Here is a 15,986-nt window from a genome sequence, read left to right as displayed (position 1 = left end):
TCTATCGCAACCGGGGTCGGTTGGGAATTGGTCAGCGCGCGCTCCCTCAGAACAGGAAATATCGCTGCGCCATGGGCAAAACGCCCGCCGGCTCGCAGGTGAGCAACTCGCCGTCCGCGCGGACCTCGTAGGTTTCCGGGTCAACTTCGACCGTCGGCGTTGCATCGTTGAGCCTGAGATCGGCCTTGGAAATGCCGCCGCGCACATTATCGACCGCGACCATTTCCTTTGCCGTTTCCAGCTTGTGGGCAAGGCCGTCCTCGATCGCCGCCTTGGAAACGAAGGTCACCGAGGAATTGGTCAGCGCCTTGCCGAAGGCGCCGAACATCGGCCGGTAATGGACCGGCTGAGGCGTCGGGATCGAGGCGTTCGGATCGCCCATGGGGGCGGCGACGATCGAGCCGCCGAGCAGGATCATCGCCGGCTTGACGCCGAAGAATGCCGTGTCCCACAGCACCAGATCGGCGCGCTTGCCGACTTCGATGGAGCCGATCTCGTTCGAGATACCATGCGCGATGGCCGGGTTGATCGTGTATTTGGCGATGTAGCGCCGGACGCGGAAATTGTCGTTGTCGCCCTGCTCCTCGGGCAGGGCGCCGCGCTGGCGCTTCATCTTGTCGGCGGTCTGCCAGGTGCGGATGACCACTTCGCCGACGCGGCCCATCGCCTGGCTGTCGGACGCGATGATGGAGAACGCGCCCATATCATGCAGAATGTCCTCGGCGGCGATGGTCTCCTTGCGGATGCGGCTCTCGGCGAACGCCACATCTTCGGGAATGTTGTTGTCGAGGTGATGGCAGACCATGAGCATGTCGAGATGCTCATCGATCGTGTTGACCGTGTAGGGCCGCGTCGGGTTGGTCGAGGACGGCAGCACGTTCGGCAGGCCGCAGATCTTGATGATGTCCGGCGCGTGCCCGCCGCCGGCGCCCTCGGTGTGGAAGGCATGGATGGTGCGGCCATGGATCGCCTCGATGGTGGATTCCACAAATCCGCTCTCGTTCAGCGTGTCGGTGTGGATCATGACCTGCACGTCGAACGCGTCGGCCACCTTCAGGCAGCAATCGATGGCGGCCGGCGTCGTGCCCCAATCCTCGTGCAGCTTCAGCGCGCAGGCGCCGCCCAGCACCTGTTCCTCAAGGGCCGCTGGCAGGGAGGCGTTGCCCTTGCCGGCAAAGGCAAGGTTCATCGGGAAAGCATCGGCGGACTGGATCATCCGGCCGATGTGCCAGGGCCCGGGCGTGCAGGTGGTGGCGAGCGAGCCGTGCGCGGGGCCGGTGCCACCGCCGAGCATGGTCGTCACGCCAGACATCAGCGCATCGTCGATCTGCTGCGGGCAGATGAAATGGATGTGGCTGTCGAACCCGCCGGCGGTCAATATTCTGCCTTCGCCGGCGATCGCCTCGGTGCCCGGGCCGATGATGATGTCGACGCCCGACTGGGTGTCGGGATTGCCGGCCTTGCCGATGGCGGCGATGCGCCCGTCCTTCAGGCCGACATCGGCCTTGTAGATGCCGGTGACATCGACGATCAGCGCGTTGGTGATGACGGTGTCGACCGCACCGTCATGACGGGTCACCTGCGATTGCCCCATACCGTCGCGGATCACCTTGCCGCCGCCGAACTTCACCTCTTCGCCATAGGTGGTGAAGTCGTTTTCCACCTCGATGAACAGTTCGGTGTCGGCCAGGCGCACCTTGTCGCCTGTGGTGGGGCCGAACATGTCGGCATAGGCGGCGCGGGAAATGCGGGCGGGCATGTCAGTTTTCCATTTGGAGGAGGGTGAAGCGAGGGTTTCGGCCGGCTTTCCGGTCACAGGTCCACGTCGTCTCGCAGCCGGACAGTGCGTTGTCGTGGCCGATCAAATAGTCGGCAAAATCCGCGCCACCGTCGCGGAAATCGTCCAGCGCGGCTTTGACGGCGTCGCGGCCGGCAACGTCAACGTCCGGAATCTGGAGGAGCGTTTCAATGATCGACGCAATCTCGGAACGAGAGTTGCGGAACTGGCTCTGCAAAACCCAGACAAGCTCGACAAGAACGATCAGGCTGATCCGAAAGGGACCGCCGCCTGGCAATTTCGACCGGCGGTTCAGCAGCCAGCCGAGCAGCACGTTCGTATCAAGGCCGGTCACTGGTCGTCTTTCAGGCGCGAGACAATGTGCTCGGCACGATCGATGCGTGCCCGATGAACGATGTCGACGATATCATCAGCTGTTGGTGGCCGGCCGTCCACCTCGATGATCCCATGCAGATCCTCGAACGACTTCGTCCGTGCAACCAGTTCGTAGTTGCCTTCTGAAGTCCGTCGGAAATCGACCTGATCGCCGGGCTTCAAGCCCAGCGACCGGCGCAATTCCACCGGCAGCGTGACCTGGCCTTTGGATGTGATCTTCGCAGATACGGTCATTCAAACTCCTTACATTTCTTATAAAAAGTAAGGCACCCGATGCGTGGCGTCAAGAACACCCGTCACCCCTCCTCCAGCAGCAGCAACAGTTCTTCGGTCCGCATGCGCGTCATCTGCGCCTTGCAGGAATTCTCGATCAGCGGGCGGATGGAGCCGCCGGTATATTGCGCGCCCTCGGCGCCGCAATGGCCATCGCGATAGTCGATCCATGCGCGTTGGGCCTTGAGCAGATTGTCGTGAAAATTGGCCTGTTCGGGATGATATTCGCGGTTGATCTCGTCCAGCGCCTTGGCCTTTTCGACCACCAGCGGCCAGGCGACGTTCAGCGCCCGGTCCGCACGCTGCCAGTCCTGATATGCGCACCAATTCATGCCTTGTTGGGGCAGGTCGGCCGGTTTGTCGCAGTCCCAGTCCTGCGCCGCGGCGGGCAGGGCGGCAAGGCACAGCGCGACGGCGACCGGCAGGCGCATCACAGGCTCCCCATGATCATCTTGCGGAAGCCATAGACCTCGTGATTGCCGCCGATATGGATCAGCGTGACGTCGCGAGTCTGGCCGGGCTCGAAGCGGACGGCGGTGCCGGCGGCAATGTCCAGCCGGCAGCCGCGTGCGGCCTCACGGTCGAACTCGAGCGCCGGATTGGTCTCGAAGAAATGATAGTGCGAACCCACCTGCACGGGCCGGTCGCCGGTGTTGGCGACGGTCAGCGTGATTGTCTCCACGCCGGCATTGAGCTCGATATCGGTGTCGGGTGTGGTGACTTCACCGGGGATCATTGCTCGTCCTTTTGTCTGCTGTCTCGAACGCGCATCCCCAGCCACACCGAGAGCGCGACCGCGACGCCAACATAAACAACCGAGTTACCCATATTGCCAAGATCGGGCAGGGGATGGTTGAGCGGCGCGAAATCGAAAAGACCGCTGTAGCGACTGATGAGGGCGACGGCCAACGGTGCCAAACTCACTGGATAGAACCGCCAGTCGTCACGGAACCAGCGGCTCAGCCAGAATCCGAGTGGCATTGAAACCCAAAGGATAATCAGGCTGTAGGGGTACTCATGCTCGTTCATCGGATCGGCTCGTGGACGGTCACCAGCTTGGTGCCGTCGGGAAAGGTCGCCTCGACCTGGATGTCGTGGATCATTTCGGGCACGCCCTCCATGCACTGGTCGCGCGTGATCACATGGGCGCCGGCGGCCATCAGGTCGGCGACGGTGCGGCCGTCGCGCGCGCCCTCGACCACGAAGTCGGTGATCAGCGCGATCGCTTCGGGGTGGTTGAGCCTGACGCCGCGCGCCAGCCGCTTGCGCGCCACTTCGGCGGCCATGGCGACGAGCAGCTTATCCTTTTCGCGTGGTGTCAGTTGCATGCCATGTCCCCGGAGCATCGTCTTTGAACCGATGCTAGACCGGCGACGCGCGCCGGGAAAGGCTGCAAGACCCGCGCAATCTGCTGAAATTTTGGGCGGCGAGTGCCCGTTCCCTGGTCAGCCGTGCAGCCAGTCGGCCAGCTTCGCCTTGCCCACATCGGCCAGCAAGCCGACAAATCCCTCTGCCTGATGCCTTGCGGTTGCCGCGCCCTTTTCGGCCGTGGCGCGGGTCGCTTCGCCGACGACGCCCTCGGGGTGCAGGTCCGACGCGATCCATGCCCAGGCGTGGGTGCCCTGCGGTGCGATATGGTCGAACGTGTCGCGGGCCTCGACGGTGCGGGACGCAAAATCCCGCGCCTTGGCCATGTCGACGGTTTCGGGCCGGAAATGCAGCATCAGGGAGGTCTCGGCGTCGCCGCCATGGATGCCGAACTGGCGCTCGGTGTCCGAATAGAGCCCGTCGGGAAAGCCAAAGCGCATCCAGCTCGTCTTGACGGCAAGCATGTCGTGGCGGACGCGCATCTCGCGGGCGACGATCCCCATGATCTCCTCGTTTCCGCCGTGCGAATTGACGATCACCAGTTTTTTGATGCCGGCGCGGGCGATCGAATCGCCCAGATCGCTCCAATGGCCGATCAGCGTCGTCGCGCCGATGGTCAGCGTTCCCGGCACGCGGATGTGCTCGTTGGACTTGCCGGCGCACTGGATCGGCAGGAACCGCACGTCGAGATCGTCGGGCACCAGGGGGAAGACGGTCTCCAGCATGCCTTCCATGATCGCATGGTCGGTGGCGACCGGCAGGTGCGGGCCGTGCTGTTCGGTTGCCGCGACGGGCAGGACGGCGATGGTCCGCTCGGGGTCGAGGCCCTCGAACTGCCGGGCGGTGAAATCGCCCCACCAGAGCTTGCGGGTCATGGAGTGTCTCCTGCGCGCGCGGCGGCGATCGCCTCGATCTCGACGGTGAATTCGGGCCGCGCAAAGCCCGACACGATCATCAGCGTCGAAGCCGGCGCGGGGTCGCCGAACAGTTCATCGCGCACCTTCATATAGGGCGCCAGATGCTCGCGGCCCGTGACGAACGCATTGATGCGCACGATGTTCTCAAGGCTCATGCCCGCATCGCGCAGGATCGCGTCGATGTTGGAAAAGCAAAGCCGGGTCTGCGGTTCGGTGCCGGCCGGCACCTCGTCGTCCGGCGCGATGCCGAGCTGGCCGGAGCAGAACAGGAGACGCGTGCCCGGCGGGACTTCGACCGCATGGCTGTATTTGGCGAAGGGTGCGCGGATCGTGTCCGGCGTGCGGTGAATGAGCATTCGGTCTGGTCCCCGGTGGATCGGGCCGATCATGCAAATGCGCGGCGCGATGACAAGGCATCACATGCCGCCAGCATCGCCGATTGCCTGTGATCATCGCGTCCGGCCCCTCGACAGGGATGCAAAAGCGTGGCGGTCTTCAACGCTGCCGCGCTGGCACGGGGCTTGCATCCTCATCGGCATCGGACAAGCATGGCCGGGCCGGTGCCTCACGCCGCGCCGCCATGCCAACAAAAAAGGTGTCATCGATGAAACGCATCCTTCTTGCCACGACCGCACTGGCCTTTGCCGCATCGGGCGCGCACGCCGCGGACAAGTTCGTGTTCGGCACCAACTGGCTGGCCCAGCCGGAACATGGCGGCTTCTACCAATCGGTGGCCGACGGCACCTACGAGGCGTGCGGCCTCGATGTCGAAATCCAGCAGGGCGGACCGCAGGTCAACAATCGCGCGCTGCTGCTCGCCGGCCGGATCGACGCGCATATGGGCGGCAACATGCTCGAAGCCTTCTCGGCGGTCGAACAGGACATTCCGGTGGTGGTCGTCGCGGCCTCGTTCCAGAAGGAACCGCAGGTGCTGATGACCCATCCGGACCAGGGCTTCGACAGTTTCGAGGACCTCAAGGAAGCGGACGAGTTCATCCTCGGCGATCAGGGCTTTCAGAGCTACTATCAATGGATGATCACCGAATTCGGGTTCGATGCGTCCAAGCGCGTGCCCTACACGTTCAATCCCGCTCCGTTCATCGCCAATCCGCGCTCCGTGCAGCAGGGCTACATCACATCGGAGCCGTTCGCCGTCGAGCGGGAAGGCGGGTTCGTGCCGAACCTGTTCCTGGTCGCCGATTTCGGCTTCGACACCTATTCGACGACGATCGAGGTGATGCAGGCGTCGATCGACGAGAAGCCCGAGGCGGTCAAATGCTTCGTCGAGGGCTCGATCCTGGGCTGGTACAACTACCTTTATGGCGACAACGCCGCCGCCAACGCGCTGATCCAGGCCGACAATCCCGACATGAGCGACGAGCAGATCGCCTTTTCGATCAACAAGCTGAAAGAGTATGGCATCGTCGATTCGGGCGACACCGAAACGATGGGCATCGGCGCGATGACCGACGAACGCATGCAGAGCTTCTACGAGAAGATGGTTTCGGCGGGCGTTGCGGCCGAAGGCATCGATATCTCGGCGGCCTATACGCTCGACTATGTCAATCAGGGGCTCGGGCTTGATCTCAAGCCCTGACCGGACGAGCACGCGGTGAGCGCGGCGCCATCAATCGAGGCCGAAACCGGCGACACGCAACTGGTGTTGCGCGGCGTCGGCAAGGCATTCGGCGATGTCGTCGCGCTGCGCGATGTCGACATGACCATCAACCAGGGCGATTTCCTGTCGCTTCTGGGGCCGTCGGGCTGCGGCAAGTCGACGGCCCTGAGGCTGATTGCCGGGCTTTCGGCGCCCAGCGCCGGCCGGCTCGAATGGTTCGGCCCGCCCATGGGCAAGACCGATGTCGGCTTTGTCTTTCAGGAGCCGACGCTGATGCCCTGGGCGACGGTTTACGACAATGTCTGGCTGCCGCTGCGCCTGCAGGGCGTGTCGCGCGATGCGGCGCGCGACCGGGTCGCGGCGGTGCTCGAACAGGTCAATCTGACGGGCTTTGAGGAGGCGGTGCCGCGCGAACTGTCGGGCGGCATGAAGATGCGCACCTCGATCGCCCGCGCGCTGGTGACGCGGCCGCGCGTCCTGTTGATGGACGAACCGTTCGCGGCGCTCGACGAGATCACCCGCAACCAGCTCAACAACGACCTTCTGGCATTGTGGGAAAAGGAGCGCTTCACGGTGATCTTCGTCACCCATTCGGTGTTCGAGAGCGTCTATCTGGCGAGCCGGATCGTGGTGATGGCCGCCAATCCGGGCCGGGTGTTCGACCAGATGGCGGTCGACGCGCCTTATCCGCGCAGCGAGTCTTTCCGCACGTCCGAAGGCTATGCCCATGTGATGCGCAGCGCATCGACAATGCTGCGCGCGGCGATGGGGCTCGATCCGGTGGAGGGTGGCCATGTCGACCATTGAGGCGCCCGCGCCGATGCAGGCCGATGCGCTGGCCGGCGCCGATGCGGAGGAGTTGGCCCGCCGGCGTCAAAGGCGGTTCGAGAAGATCGGCCGTTGGGCGCTGCCCCTGATGATCATGGTCACCGCGATCTGGCTTTGGGACCGCATCTGCGTGTGGAACGACATTCCGCATTTCATCCTGCCGCGGCCAGGCGTCGTGCTGGAAACGCTGGTCGCCGATGCGGGGCTTTTGTTCTCCTCGCTCTGGGTGACGCTGAAGATCACCTTCCTGTCGCTCTTGCTGGCGGTGGCCGGCGGGGTCGGCCTGTCGGTGCTGTTCACCCAGTCGAAATGGGTGGAGATGAGCTTTTTTCCGTTCGCGGTGATCCTTCAGGTCACGCCGATCGTCGCCATCTTCCCGCTGATCAACATCTATGTGGAGAACCAGACGGCCAAGCTCCTGCTGTGCGCATGGATCGTCGCCTTCTTCCCGATCCTGTCGAACACCACGCTCGGGCTCAATTCCGTCGACCGCAACCTGCTCGACCTGTTCAAGCTGAACGGCGCGACGCGCTGGCAGACGCTTTGGCATCTGCGGCTGCCTGCCGCGATGCCCTATTTCCTGGGCGGGCTGAAGATCGCCGGCGGGCTGGCCCTGATCGGCGCGGTGGTCGCCGAATTCGTCGCGGGATCGGCCGGCCAGTCGTCCGGCCTCGCCAGCCGCATCATCGAGGCGGGCTACCGGCTCAACGCGCCGCGCCTGTTCGCCGCGCTGATCCTGATCTCGTTTACCGGCATCGTGATCTTCCTGGCGCTGAGCTGGCTGTCCAACCGCATCCTGCGGCGCTGGCACGAGAGCGCGCTGAGCCAGGAGCATTAGGTGGCCAAGGAACTGGTTACGCGAAATTTCGGCTTCTCGCTGAGCCGCGTGCGCCTGCACGCTTCGTGGCTTGCCGCGCCGTCGGCCAGCCACGACACGGACGGGTTCGGCCTTTACGATATCGAGATCGTCGACGGCCGGATCGGCTCGATCGTGCCGGCGGCGGCAGATGTGCGCCGGGCCGAAAACGACATGGCCGGGCGGATCGTTTCGCCGTGCTTCACCGATTGCCACACCCATCTGGACAAGGGTCACATCTGGCCGCGCCGTCCCAATCCGGACGGCACGTTCATGGGCGCGCTTGAAAGCGTCGGCGAGGATCGCGTCGCCCACTGGTCGGCGGGCGATGTCGAAGCGCGCATGGAGTTCGGCCTCAGATGCGCTTACGCCCATGGCACGCGCGCGGTTCGGACGCACCTCGATTCGATTTCGCCGCAGGATGCGATTTCCTGGCCGGTGTTCGAGGCGATGCGGGAGCGCTGGGCCGGGCGGATCGAGCTGCAGGGCGCGTGCCTGCTGGGGATCGAGGGGGTCCGCGATGCGGACTGGTTCGCAACGCTCGCCAGCCGGGTGGCGGCTGCCGGCGGCATGCTGGGCGCGGTTGCCTATATGGTGCCCGATCTGGACGCGCTGCTCGACCGCATCTTCGCTGCCGCCATAGAGCATGGCCTCGACCTCGATTTTCACGCCGACGAGACCGGCGATGTGGATGCGCGCGCGCTGCGGCACATTGCCGATGCAGCAGCGCGGCACCGTTTTGACGGCCAGATCCTTGTCGGCCATTGCTGTTCGCTGGCGCGCCAGCCGGACGCCGAGGTTCTGGCGACGCTCGACGCGGTGGCGGCGCAGAACATCTCGGTCGTCTCGCTGCCCATGTGCAATCTCTATCTGCAGGACCGCCGCACGGACGGCACGACGCCGCGCTGGCGCGGGGTCACGCTGCTGCACGAGATGGCCGCACGCGGCATCAATGTCGCCGTCGCCTCGGACAATACGCGCGATCCGTTCTACGCCTATGGCGATCTCGACATGCTCGAAGTCTACCGGATGGCGACGCGCATCTGCCATTTCGACCATCCGGTCGGCGACTGGCCGAAGACGGTTTTCGCCAACCCCGCCGCAGCGATGGGGCTCGACGCCGCCCATGGCCGGATCGCGGTGGGCGAGCCCGCCGACCTGATCCTCTATGAAGGGCGGTCATGGACCGAACTCCTGTCGCGGCCCGAGGCCAATCGCATGGTCATTCGCAATGGCGCGTTGATCGACCGCACCATTCCGGCCTACGACGAACTCGACCATCTGATGGAGTAGACCATGGGCAATCTGGATGCGCTGCGCGCTGCGATCGACGGGATCAGGATCGAGGACAATGAGAAGATCGTCCAGCAGAAGAGCCGGGACTTCTACTGGTATTCGCCCGTGCTCAAGGAGCGGCTCGACCATGTGACGGGCGATCTGATCGTCTCGCCGAAGGACGAGGACGAACTGATCCGCGTCCTGAAGGCCTGTTTTGCCCATGACGTGCCGGTGACGCCGCGCGGCACGGGCACCGGCAATTACGGCCAGGCCATGCCGCTGTCGGGCGGGGTGGTGCTCTCGCTTGCCGACATGAACGAAATCAAGGAGATCGCGCCGGGCCGGGTGGTGTGCGGGCCGGGCGTTATCTGCTCGGACCTCGACAAGGCGGCAAAAGCCGAATCCAATCAGGAGCTTCGGATGCACCCTTCAACCGCCCACACAGCGACCATTGGCGGCTTCATTGCCGGCGGGTCGGGCGGGGTTGGCTCGATCCGCTGGGGTGGCCTGCGCGACTGGGGCAATGTCATCCGGCTGCGTGTCGTGACGATGGAAGCCGAGCCGCGCGTGCTCGAACTGACAGGCGCGGATCTGCACAAGGTTACCCATGCCTACGGCACCAACGGCATCATCACCGAAGTCGAGATGCCGTTGACAACGGCCTATGATTGGGCCGACGTGATCGTCGCCTTCGACGATTTCATGGAGGCGGCGCGGTTCGCCAACGAACTGGGCCGGCAGGACGGCATCCTGCTCAAACTCAATGCAGTGGTCGCCGCGCCCGCGCCGTACGACTATTTCAAGCGGCACCGGAAGTTTCTGAAGCAAGGCGAGAACACCGTGCTCGTCATGGTGGCGCCGCAGTCGCTGGATGCGTTTCTGGCCTTTGCCGGCGATCATGGCGGACGCATCGCCTTCAACCAGTCGGAGACGAGCGCCGACGATCTGAAGGGCCTGCCGCCGGCCTATGAACTGGCGTGGAACCACACCACGCTGCGCGGACTTCGAGTCGATCCGGCGATCACCTATCTGCAGGTGCTCTATCCGTTCCCCAACCAGCTTGCGTTGGTCGAGGAGTTGCACACCCGGTTCGAAGGCGAGGTGATCGACCATCTCGAATTCGTGCGGTTCGACGGCGATGTGACCTGCTTTGGCCTGCCCATGGTGCGCTATTCGACCGAAGAACGGCTCGAGGAGATCATGGACATCTTCAACGCCACCGGCGCGCCGATCTTCAACCCGCACCGCTACACGCTCGAAGAGGGCGGCATGAAGCAGACCGATGCGGTGCAACTCGCCTTCAAGCGCGAGGCTGACCCCAAGGGCCTGCTCAATCCGGGCAAGATGATCGCCTGGGACGATCCGGATTATGATTTCGATTCAGGCGGTGTCTGGCTGTTCAAGGGATTGCAGAAGGCCGGTTGAATGCGCGTCCTCGTGCTGCATGCGCATCCGGTCTCCGAGAGCTTCAACGGCGCGCTGCACAGGCGGGCCGTCGAGCGACTAGAGGCGGCGGGCCATGATGTGGACGATTGCAACCTTTATGCCGAGGATTTCGATCCGCGGCTGACGCGTGAAGAGCGGCTCGGTTATCACGACATCGGGGCAAACACGGCGCCGGTCCAGGGCCATGTCGACCGGCTGCGCGCCGCCGACGCATTGGTGCTGTGCTATCCGGTCTGGAATTTCGGCTATCCGGCGATGCTCAAGGGCTATTTCGACCGCGTGTTCCTGCCGGGCGTCTCGTTCACGATGGATCAGGGCCAGGTGCGACCGTGCCTGCACAATATCGGCAAGGTGGCGGTGATCACCACCTATGGCGGCTCGCGCACCCGTGCCATCCTGATGGGCGATCCGCCGCGCAAGCTGGCCAACCGGGTGCTGCGGGTGATCGTCAAGCCCGGCGCGCCGTTCTCCTACCTTGCCCATTACGACATGAACCGCTCGACCGATGAAACGCGCCGGCGGTTCATGCACCGGGTCGGCCAGGCGATGGACCGGTTCTGATGCGCGTTCTGGTCATCTACAGCCACCCGGTGCCGGAAAGCTTCTGTGCGGCGCTGCGCGACACGGTGATGGCGGCGCTCGGCGAGGCGGGCCATGAGACGCGGCTGCTCGATCTCTACGATATGGGGTTCGATCCCGTCATGGGGTGCGATGAGCGGCGGACCTACAATGATGACGGCAATCCGCATCCGCTGCCCGACCATGCCGAACACCTCAAATGGGCCGATGCGATGGTGTTCGTCTATCCGACCTGGTGGTACGGGCTGCCGGCGATGCTCAAAGGCTGGCTGGACCGGGTCTGGACGCCGGAGATCACCTTCGACATCGCAAAGGATACAGGCCGGATCAGCCCGAAAATGACGCACATCCGAAAACTCGGCATCGTGACGACCTGCGGCGCGCCGAAATGGTGGTCCCACATGGTCGGCCATCCGGGCAGACGCACACTGAGCCGAGGCATGCGGGCGCTGTTTCACAAGCGCTGCAAGACCGTCTTCATGGCGCACTATCTGATGGATGTGTCGACGCCCCAAAGCCGCGCGGCGTTTCTGGCGCGTGTGCGCGACAAGATGCTGGCCTTTTAGGCGGCTCGGCGGCGCCCTTGAATTGTGACCGGCTTCGTCGCACATCTGCGGCCAGATGTTTCGCCCGCAGGGCAGGAAGGCTTTCCCCATGGACATGGCAACCGACAAGACGCCCGTCACCGTGCTGACCGGCTATCTGGGCGCCGGCAAGACGACGCTTCTGAACCGCATCCTGACCGAGGATCACGGCAAGAAATACGCCGTCATCGTCAACGAGTTCGGCGAGGTGGGCATCGACAACGATCTGGTCGTGGATGCCGACGAAGAAATCTTCGAGATGAACAATGGCTGTANGCATTCTGGTGGAGACGACCGGACTGGCCGATCCGGCGCCGGTGGCGCAGACATTTTTCGTCGACGAGGACATTTCGGCCCGCACACGGCTCGATGCGATCGTCACCGTCGCCGACGCGATGCACCTGACGGGCGAACTGGACCGGGCGCCCGAGGCGCAGGAGCAGATCGCCTTCGGCGACATCGTGCTGCTCAACAAGACCGATCTCGTCACCGAGGACGATCTCGTCGGCGTCGAAGCGCGCATCCGCCGCATCAATCCGACCGCGCAGATCGTGCGCACGATGCGCGCCGACGTGCCGCTCGAGACGATTTTGGGCCGGCATGCCTTCGATCTGGAGCGCATCCTCGAAAACGTGCCGGATTTCCTTGGACATGACGATCACGGGCGTGACCATGGCCACGATCATCATCACGACCACGACCACCACCATGAGGATGCGAGCCGGCACGACGCGCATGTCGGTTCGTTCTCGCTGGTCACCGAGGCGCCGCTCGACCCCGAAAAGTTCTTCCCCTGGGTGCAGATGATCAGCCAGGAATTCGGCATCGATCTGTTGCGCATGAAGGGCATCCTCGCCTTCAAGGACGACCCCAAGCGCTATGTGGCGCAGGCCGTGCACATGATGCTGGAAGGCGACCACAGTCGCGAATGGCGCGACGACGAGCCACGCGTCAGCCGCATGGTTTTCATCGGCCGCAATTTGCCGCGCGACATCATCGAGGACGGCTTCATGAAGTGCCGGGCGGCGCAACCCGTTCCGGCATGAGCATGACGCTGAAGACATTGGAGGCGGGCGCGCCGCTGACGGGCGGCGGGTTTGCCGGCCGGGCCTATGCTGTCGCCGATGGCGACGGCCATGTGCATGTGTGCGGCTTCGACGGTTCGGTTGCCGCGCGCAAGCTGCATGAGGGCGCGATTCTTGCCGTCGCGACCGACGAGAAATCGGGCGCCATCATCACGGCGGGCGATGACGGCAAGGCAATCCGCATCCGGCCCGATGGCGAGCCCGAAACGCTGCATGACGGGCGCAAATGGGTCGACACGGTGGCCGCTTCGCCGCGCGGGCATGTCGCCTGGTCGGCCGGCAAGACGATCTATCTGCTGCCCAAGGGAGCGGATAACCCCGTCGAGGCGAGCGCTGCGTCCTCGATCAGTGCGCTTTCCTTTTCGCCCGACGGCAAATGGCTGGGCGCGGCGGTCTATGGCGGTGCGTTCCTCATCCGCCTTTCCAAACCGTCCGAGACCGCGATGCTTTCTTGGCAGGGCGCACACAATGCGATCGGCTTTTCGCCGGACGGGCGCTTTTGCGTGACGTCGATGCTCGAGAATGCGCTGCATGTCTGGCGGATCGACAAGCCCGAGGAAAAGCACGGCAAGATGGGCGGCTATCCGGCCAAACCGGTCTCTTACGACTGGACCGCCGACGGGCGCTATCTGGCGACGGCGGGTGCCGAGGTGCTGGTGCTGTGGCCGTTCTTCGGCGCCGACGGTCCGATCGGCCAGCAGGCGGGCGTTTTTTCGCGCGAGCAGGATCTGCTGTCGCGAACCGTCGCGGCACGGCCCAATTCACAGCAGATCGCCATCGGCTATGTGGACGGTTCGGTCGCGCTGTTTGACCGCAAGACGCAGCAGTTCATGGACATCGCCACCGAACATGAGGCCGGTGCGGTGAACGCGCTGAGCTTTTCGGCAGACGGGCGCTGGCTTGGCTTCACGCGCGAGCGCGGCGTGGCGGGCCTGGCCGATCTGGGCAAGGGGTAGGGCGTAGGGCGTCTGTTCCCTTTCCCCGCAAGCGGGGCGAGGAAGATATCAGATCCGTCCTTCTTCCACCGCAAAGCACTTGGCTTCGCCGGTCGGCGTGGGCACCGGCACCGGAATCTCGCTGCGGCAGCGATCGGCGACATATTGGCAGCGCGGGTGAAAGGTGCAGCCCGGCGGCGGGCTGATCGGGTTCGGAATCTCGCCCTTGACGACGGTGTGCTCCTTGCCGGTCATGTCGAGATCAGGCACAGCCTCGAGCAGCATGCGCGTATAGGGATGGCGCGGCGCGTTGAACAGTTCCTTGCCGTCTGCGGTTTCGACCAGCGCACCGAGATAAAGAACGCCGATCCGGTTGGCCATGTGGCGCACCACCGACAGATCATGGCTGATGAACAGATATGTCAGGCCCAACTCGTCCTGAAGGTCGCGCATCAGGTTGAGGATCTGTGCCTGCACCGACACGTCGAGCGCCGAAGTGGGCTCGTCGCAGACGATGAATTCGGGGTTTGACGACAGCGCGCGGGCGATGGCGATGCGCTGGCGCTGGCCTCCGGAGAATTCGTGCGGAAACTTGCCGGCATCGGACGCGCCAAGCCCGACCAGATCGAGCAGTTCGTCGACACGCTTGTCGATGGCGGCCTTGCCGTCGACGGTGCCGAACGCCTTCATCGGCTCGGCGATCACGTCGCGCACGCGCCAGCGCGGGTTGAGGCTGGCAAACGGGCTCTGGAAGATCATCTGGAAGCGCGAGCGCAGTTGCGTCATCGCCGCGCTCGAATTGACGTCCATGGGCGTGCCATCGAAGTGTATTTCGCCGTCGGACGCCTTGAGCAGACCGACGACCATCTTGGCGATGGTCGATTTTCCCGAGCCGCTTTCGCCGACGAGTGCGAAAGTCTCGCCGCGCCGGATCTCGAAGCTCACATCGTCGACGGCGCGCAGGAACTGGCGCTCCTGTCGCTCGATGACGCGGTTGAGCCAGGGCAGGGACACATCGAAGGTGCGGGTGAGGTTCTTTACCTCGAGGAGGACATCGCTCATTCGGCGGCCTTGATCTGTTGTTCGTCGTAGAGCCAGCAGGCGACCTGCCGCGTGCCGTGCGGGATCGGTTCGGGGCGCTCGATGCGGCAGCGGTCGAAGACGCGGTCGCAGCGCGGGTTGAAGGCGCAGCCCTGAGGGATATCGGTCAGGCGCGGCATCGAGCCGGGGATCTGCACCAGCCGGTCGTCCTCCTGCGCCAGCGTCGGGATCGAGCCCATCAGCCCGTGCGTGTAGGGATGCAGCGCGTCCTTGATCACGTCGCGCACCGGGCCGATCTCGGCGAGCCGGCCCGCATAGAGCACGGCCACGCGGTCGGCCGTCTCGGCGATGACGCCCATGTCATGGGTGATCAGCATGACCGAGGCGCCGCGCTCCGAGCACAGGCGCTTGAGCACGTCGATGATCTGCGCCTGCACCGACACGTCGAGCGCGGTGGTCGGCTCGTCCGCGATGACGAGATCGGGTTCGGCGGCAAGGGCGAGAGCGATCACCACGCGCTGGCGCATGCCGCCCGAGAACTGGTGCGGATAGTCGTCGATGCGGCGGCTGGCGGCGGGAATGCCGACATCGTCGAGAAGTGCTATCGACCGCTCGCGTGCCTCCCTGGCCGAAACGGCCATATGGGTCTGGATCGTCTCAACGAGCTGCTCGGCGATGGTGAAGAGCGGGTTGAGCGAAGTCAGCGGGTCCTGGAAGACCATGGCGATGCGTCGGCCGCGGATGGCGCGCATATCGTCCATCGACAGATTGTCGATGCGCTCGCCGTCGAGATGGATCTGGCCGCCGGCGATGCGTCCCGGCGGCTCGATCAGGCCGATGATGGCGGCGCCCGTCATCGACTTGCCGGCGCCCGATTCGCCGACGACGCCGAGCACCTCGCCGCGCTTGATGTCAAACGAGATGCCGTCGAGCGCGGTCAGGATGCCGCCGCGGGTGGGAAACTGCACGACCAGATCGCGCACGGAAAGAAGCACGTCATCCATG

At 64.4% G+C, this 15,986-nt stretch carries 19 protein-coding genes and 1 pseudogene; 9 read left to right on the top strand and 11 right to left on the bottom strand.

From position 1 onward, the window contains the following. Positions 1-46 precede the first annotated feature (46 nt). From ureC to DEM25_RS13435, 9 genes are all read right to left on the bottom strand, one after another. Positions 47-1,759, bottom strand: coding sequence for an urease subunit alpha (gene ureC / locus DEM25_RS13475; protein ID WP_109766257.1), 1,713 nt, complete (start codon positions 1,757-1,759; stop codon positions 47-49). A 1-nt stretch (position 1,760) separates the two neighbouring features. Beyond that, positions 1,761-2,132, bottom strand: a complete 372-nt coding sequence (locus DEM25_RS13470; RefSeq protein ID WP_109766256.1) for a type II toxin-antitoxin system VapC family toxin — start codon at positions 2,130-2,132, stop codon at positions 1,761-1,763. Beyond that, on the bottom strand, positions 2,129-2,407 hold the full coding sequence (locus DEM25_RS13465; protein ID WP_109766255.1) for an AbrB/MazE/SpoVT family DNA-binding domain-containing protein: 279 nt from the start codon (positions 2,405-2,407) through the stop codon (positions 2,129-2,131). The genes DEM25_RS13470 and DEM25_RS13465 overlap by 4 nt, the downstream gene beginning before the upstream one ends. Positions 2,408-2,469: 62 nt before the next feature. Continuing rightward, positions 2,470-2,877, bottom strand: coding sequence for a lysozyme inhibitor LprI family protein (locus DEM25_RS13460; protein ID WP_109766254.1), 408 nt, complete (start codon positions 2,875-2,877; stop codon positions 2,470-2,472). Beyond that, positions 2,877-3,182 carry an urease subunit beta gene (locus tag DEM25_RS13455; RefSeq protein WP_109766253.1) on the bottom strand — a complete coding sequence of 102 codons (306 nt, stop codon included), beginning with the start codon at positions 3,180-3,182 and terminating at the stop codon, positions 2,877-2,879. Before DEM25_RS13455 ends, DEM25_RS13460 begins: the two co-directional genes overlap by 1 nt. Beyond that, complete coding sequence (locus DEM25_RS13450) at positions 3,179-3,475, bottom strand: hypothetical protein (RefSeq protein ID WP_109766252.1); 297 nt, start codon at positions 3,473-3,475, stop codon at positions 3,179-3,181. The genes DEM25_RS13455 and DEM25_RS13450 overlap by 4 nt, the downstream gene beginning before the upstream one ends. Next, positions 3,472-3,774, bottom strand: a complete 303-nt coding sequence (locus DEM25_RS13445; protein ID WP_109766456.1) for an urease subunit gamma — start codon at positions 3,772-3,774, stop codon at positions 3,472-3,474. Before DEM25_RS13445 ends, DEM25_RS13450 begins: the two co-directional genes overlap by 4 nt. Positions 3,775-3,891: 117 nt before the next feature. Then, complete coding sequence (locus tag DEM25_RS13440) at positions 3,892-4,689, bottom strand: creatininase family protein (RefSeq protein WP_109766251.1); 798 nt, start codon at positions 4,687-4,689, stop codon at positions 3,892-3,894. After that, positions 4,686-5,087, bottom strand: coding sequence for a RidA family protein (locus DEM25_RS13435; RefSeq protein ID WP_109766455.1), 402 nt, complete (start codon positions 5,085-5,087; stop codon positions 4,686-4,688). The genes DEM25_RS13440 and DEM25_RS13435 overlap by 4 nt, the downstream gene beginning before the upstream one ends. Before the next feature lie 248 nt (positions 5,088-5,335). On the opposite strand from DEM25_RS13435, the gene DEM25_RS13430 reads away from it, so the two are divergent. The 9 genes and pseudogenes from DEM25_RS13430 (at position 5,336) to DEM25_RS13390 (ending at position 13,961) form a co-directional block, all read left to right on the top strand. Further along, entirely contained in the window at positions 5,336-6,328 is a 993-nt protein-coding gene (locus DEM25_RS13430) for an ABC transporter substrate-binding protein (RefSeq protein ID WP_109766454.1), read from the top strand. Between the two features lie 15 nt (positions 6,329-6,343). Next, on the top strand, positions 6,344-7,156 hold the full coding sequence (locus DEM25_RS13425) for an ABC transporter ATP-binding protein (RefSeq protein ID WP_245412911.1): 813 nt from the start codon (positions 6,344-6,346) through the stop codon (positions 7,154-7,156). Next, complete coding sequence (locus DEM25_RS13420) at positions 7,143-8,015, top strand: ABC transporter permease (RefSeq protein WP_439650686.1); 873 nt, start codon at positions 7,143-7,145, stop codon at positions 8,013-8,015. Before DEM25_RS13425 ends, DEM25_RS13420 begins: the two co-directional genes overlap by 14 nt. A 12-nt stretch (positions 8,016-8,027) precedes the next feature. Further along, a complete protein-coding gene (locus DEM25_RS13415) occupies positions 8,028-9,326 on the top strand; it encodes a cytosine deaminase (RefSeq protein WP_109766451.1) in 1,299 nt (432 codons plus the stop codon). A 3-nt stretch (positions 9,327-9,329) separates the two neighbouring features. Continuing rightward, positions 9,330-10,736, top strand: coding sequence for an FAD-binding oxidoreductase (locus DEM25_RS13410; protein WP_109766250.1), 1,407 nt, complete (start codon positions 9,330-9,332; stop codon positions 10,734-10,736). Then, positions 10,737-11,318 carry an NAD(P)H-dependent oxidoreductase gene (locus DEM25_RS13405; protein WP_109766249.1) on the top strand — a complete coding sequence of 194 codons (582 nt, stop codon included), beginning with the start codon at positions 10,737-10,739 and terminating at the stop codon, positions 11,316-11,318. Next, positions 11,318-11,902 (top strand): NAD(P)H-dependent oxidoreductase, encoded by a 585-nt coding sequence (locus DEM25_RS13400; protein WP_109766248.1) that lies wholly within the window; start codon positions 11,318-11,320, stop codon positions 11,900-11,902. Before DEM25_RS13405 ends, DEM25_RS13400 begins: the two co-directional genes overlap by 1 nt. Before the next feature lie 88 nt (positions 11,903-11,990). Beyond that, positions 11,991-12,966, top strand: a pseudogene (locus DEM25_RS13395) (CobW family GTP-binding protein). Beyond that, positions 12,963-13,961 carry a WD40 repeat domain-containing protein gene (locus tag DEM25_RS13390; protein ID WP_158585266.1) on the top strand — a complete coding sequence of 333 codons (999 nt, stop codon included), beginning with the start codon at positions 12,963-12,965 and terminating at the stop codon, positions 13,959-13,961. The pseudogene DEM25_RS13395 and the gene DEM25_RS13390 overlap by 4 nt, the downstream one beginning before the upstream one ends. Before the next feature lie 48 nt (positions 13,962-14,009). Here DEM25_RS13390 and DEM25_RS13385 read toward each other — a convergent pair whose 3' ends face one another. Both DEM25_RS13385 and DEM25_RS13380 read right to left on the bottom strand, forming a co-directional pair. Continuing rightward, positions 14,010-15,002 carry an ABC transporter ATP-binding protein gene (locus DEM25_RS13385; RefSeq protein ID WP_109766246.1) on the bottom strand — a complete coding sequence of 331 codons (993 nt, stop codon included), beginning with the start codon at positions 15,000-15,002 and terminating at the stop codon, positions 14,010-14,012. Continuing rightward, positions 14,999-15,985 (bottom strand): ABC transporter ATP-binding protein, encoded by a 987-nt coding sequence (locus tag DEM25_RS13380; RefSeq protein WP_109766449.1) that lies wholly within the window; start codon positions 15,983-15,985, stop codon positions 14,999-15,001. The genes DEM25_RS13385 and DEM25_RS13380 overlap by 4 nt, the downstream gene beginning before the upstream one ends. Position 15,986: the final 1 nt, after the last annotated feature.

Origin of the sequence: Oceaniradius stylonematis (genome assembly GCF_003149475.2) — a bacterium.
GTDB lineage: Bacteria > Pseudomonadota > Alphaproteobacteria > Rhizobiales > Rhizobiaceae > Roseitalea > Roseitalea stylonematis.
Note: the sequence above shows the minus strand (reverse complement) of the source record. Positions and strands in the feature narration are given on the sequence as shown.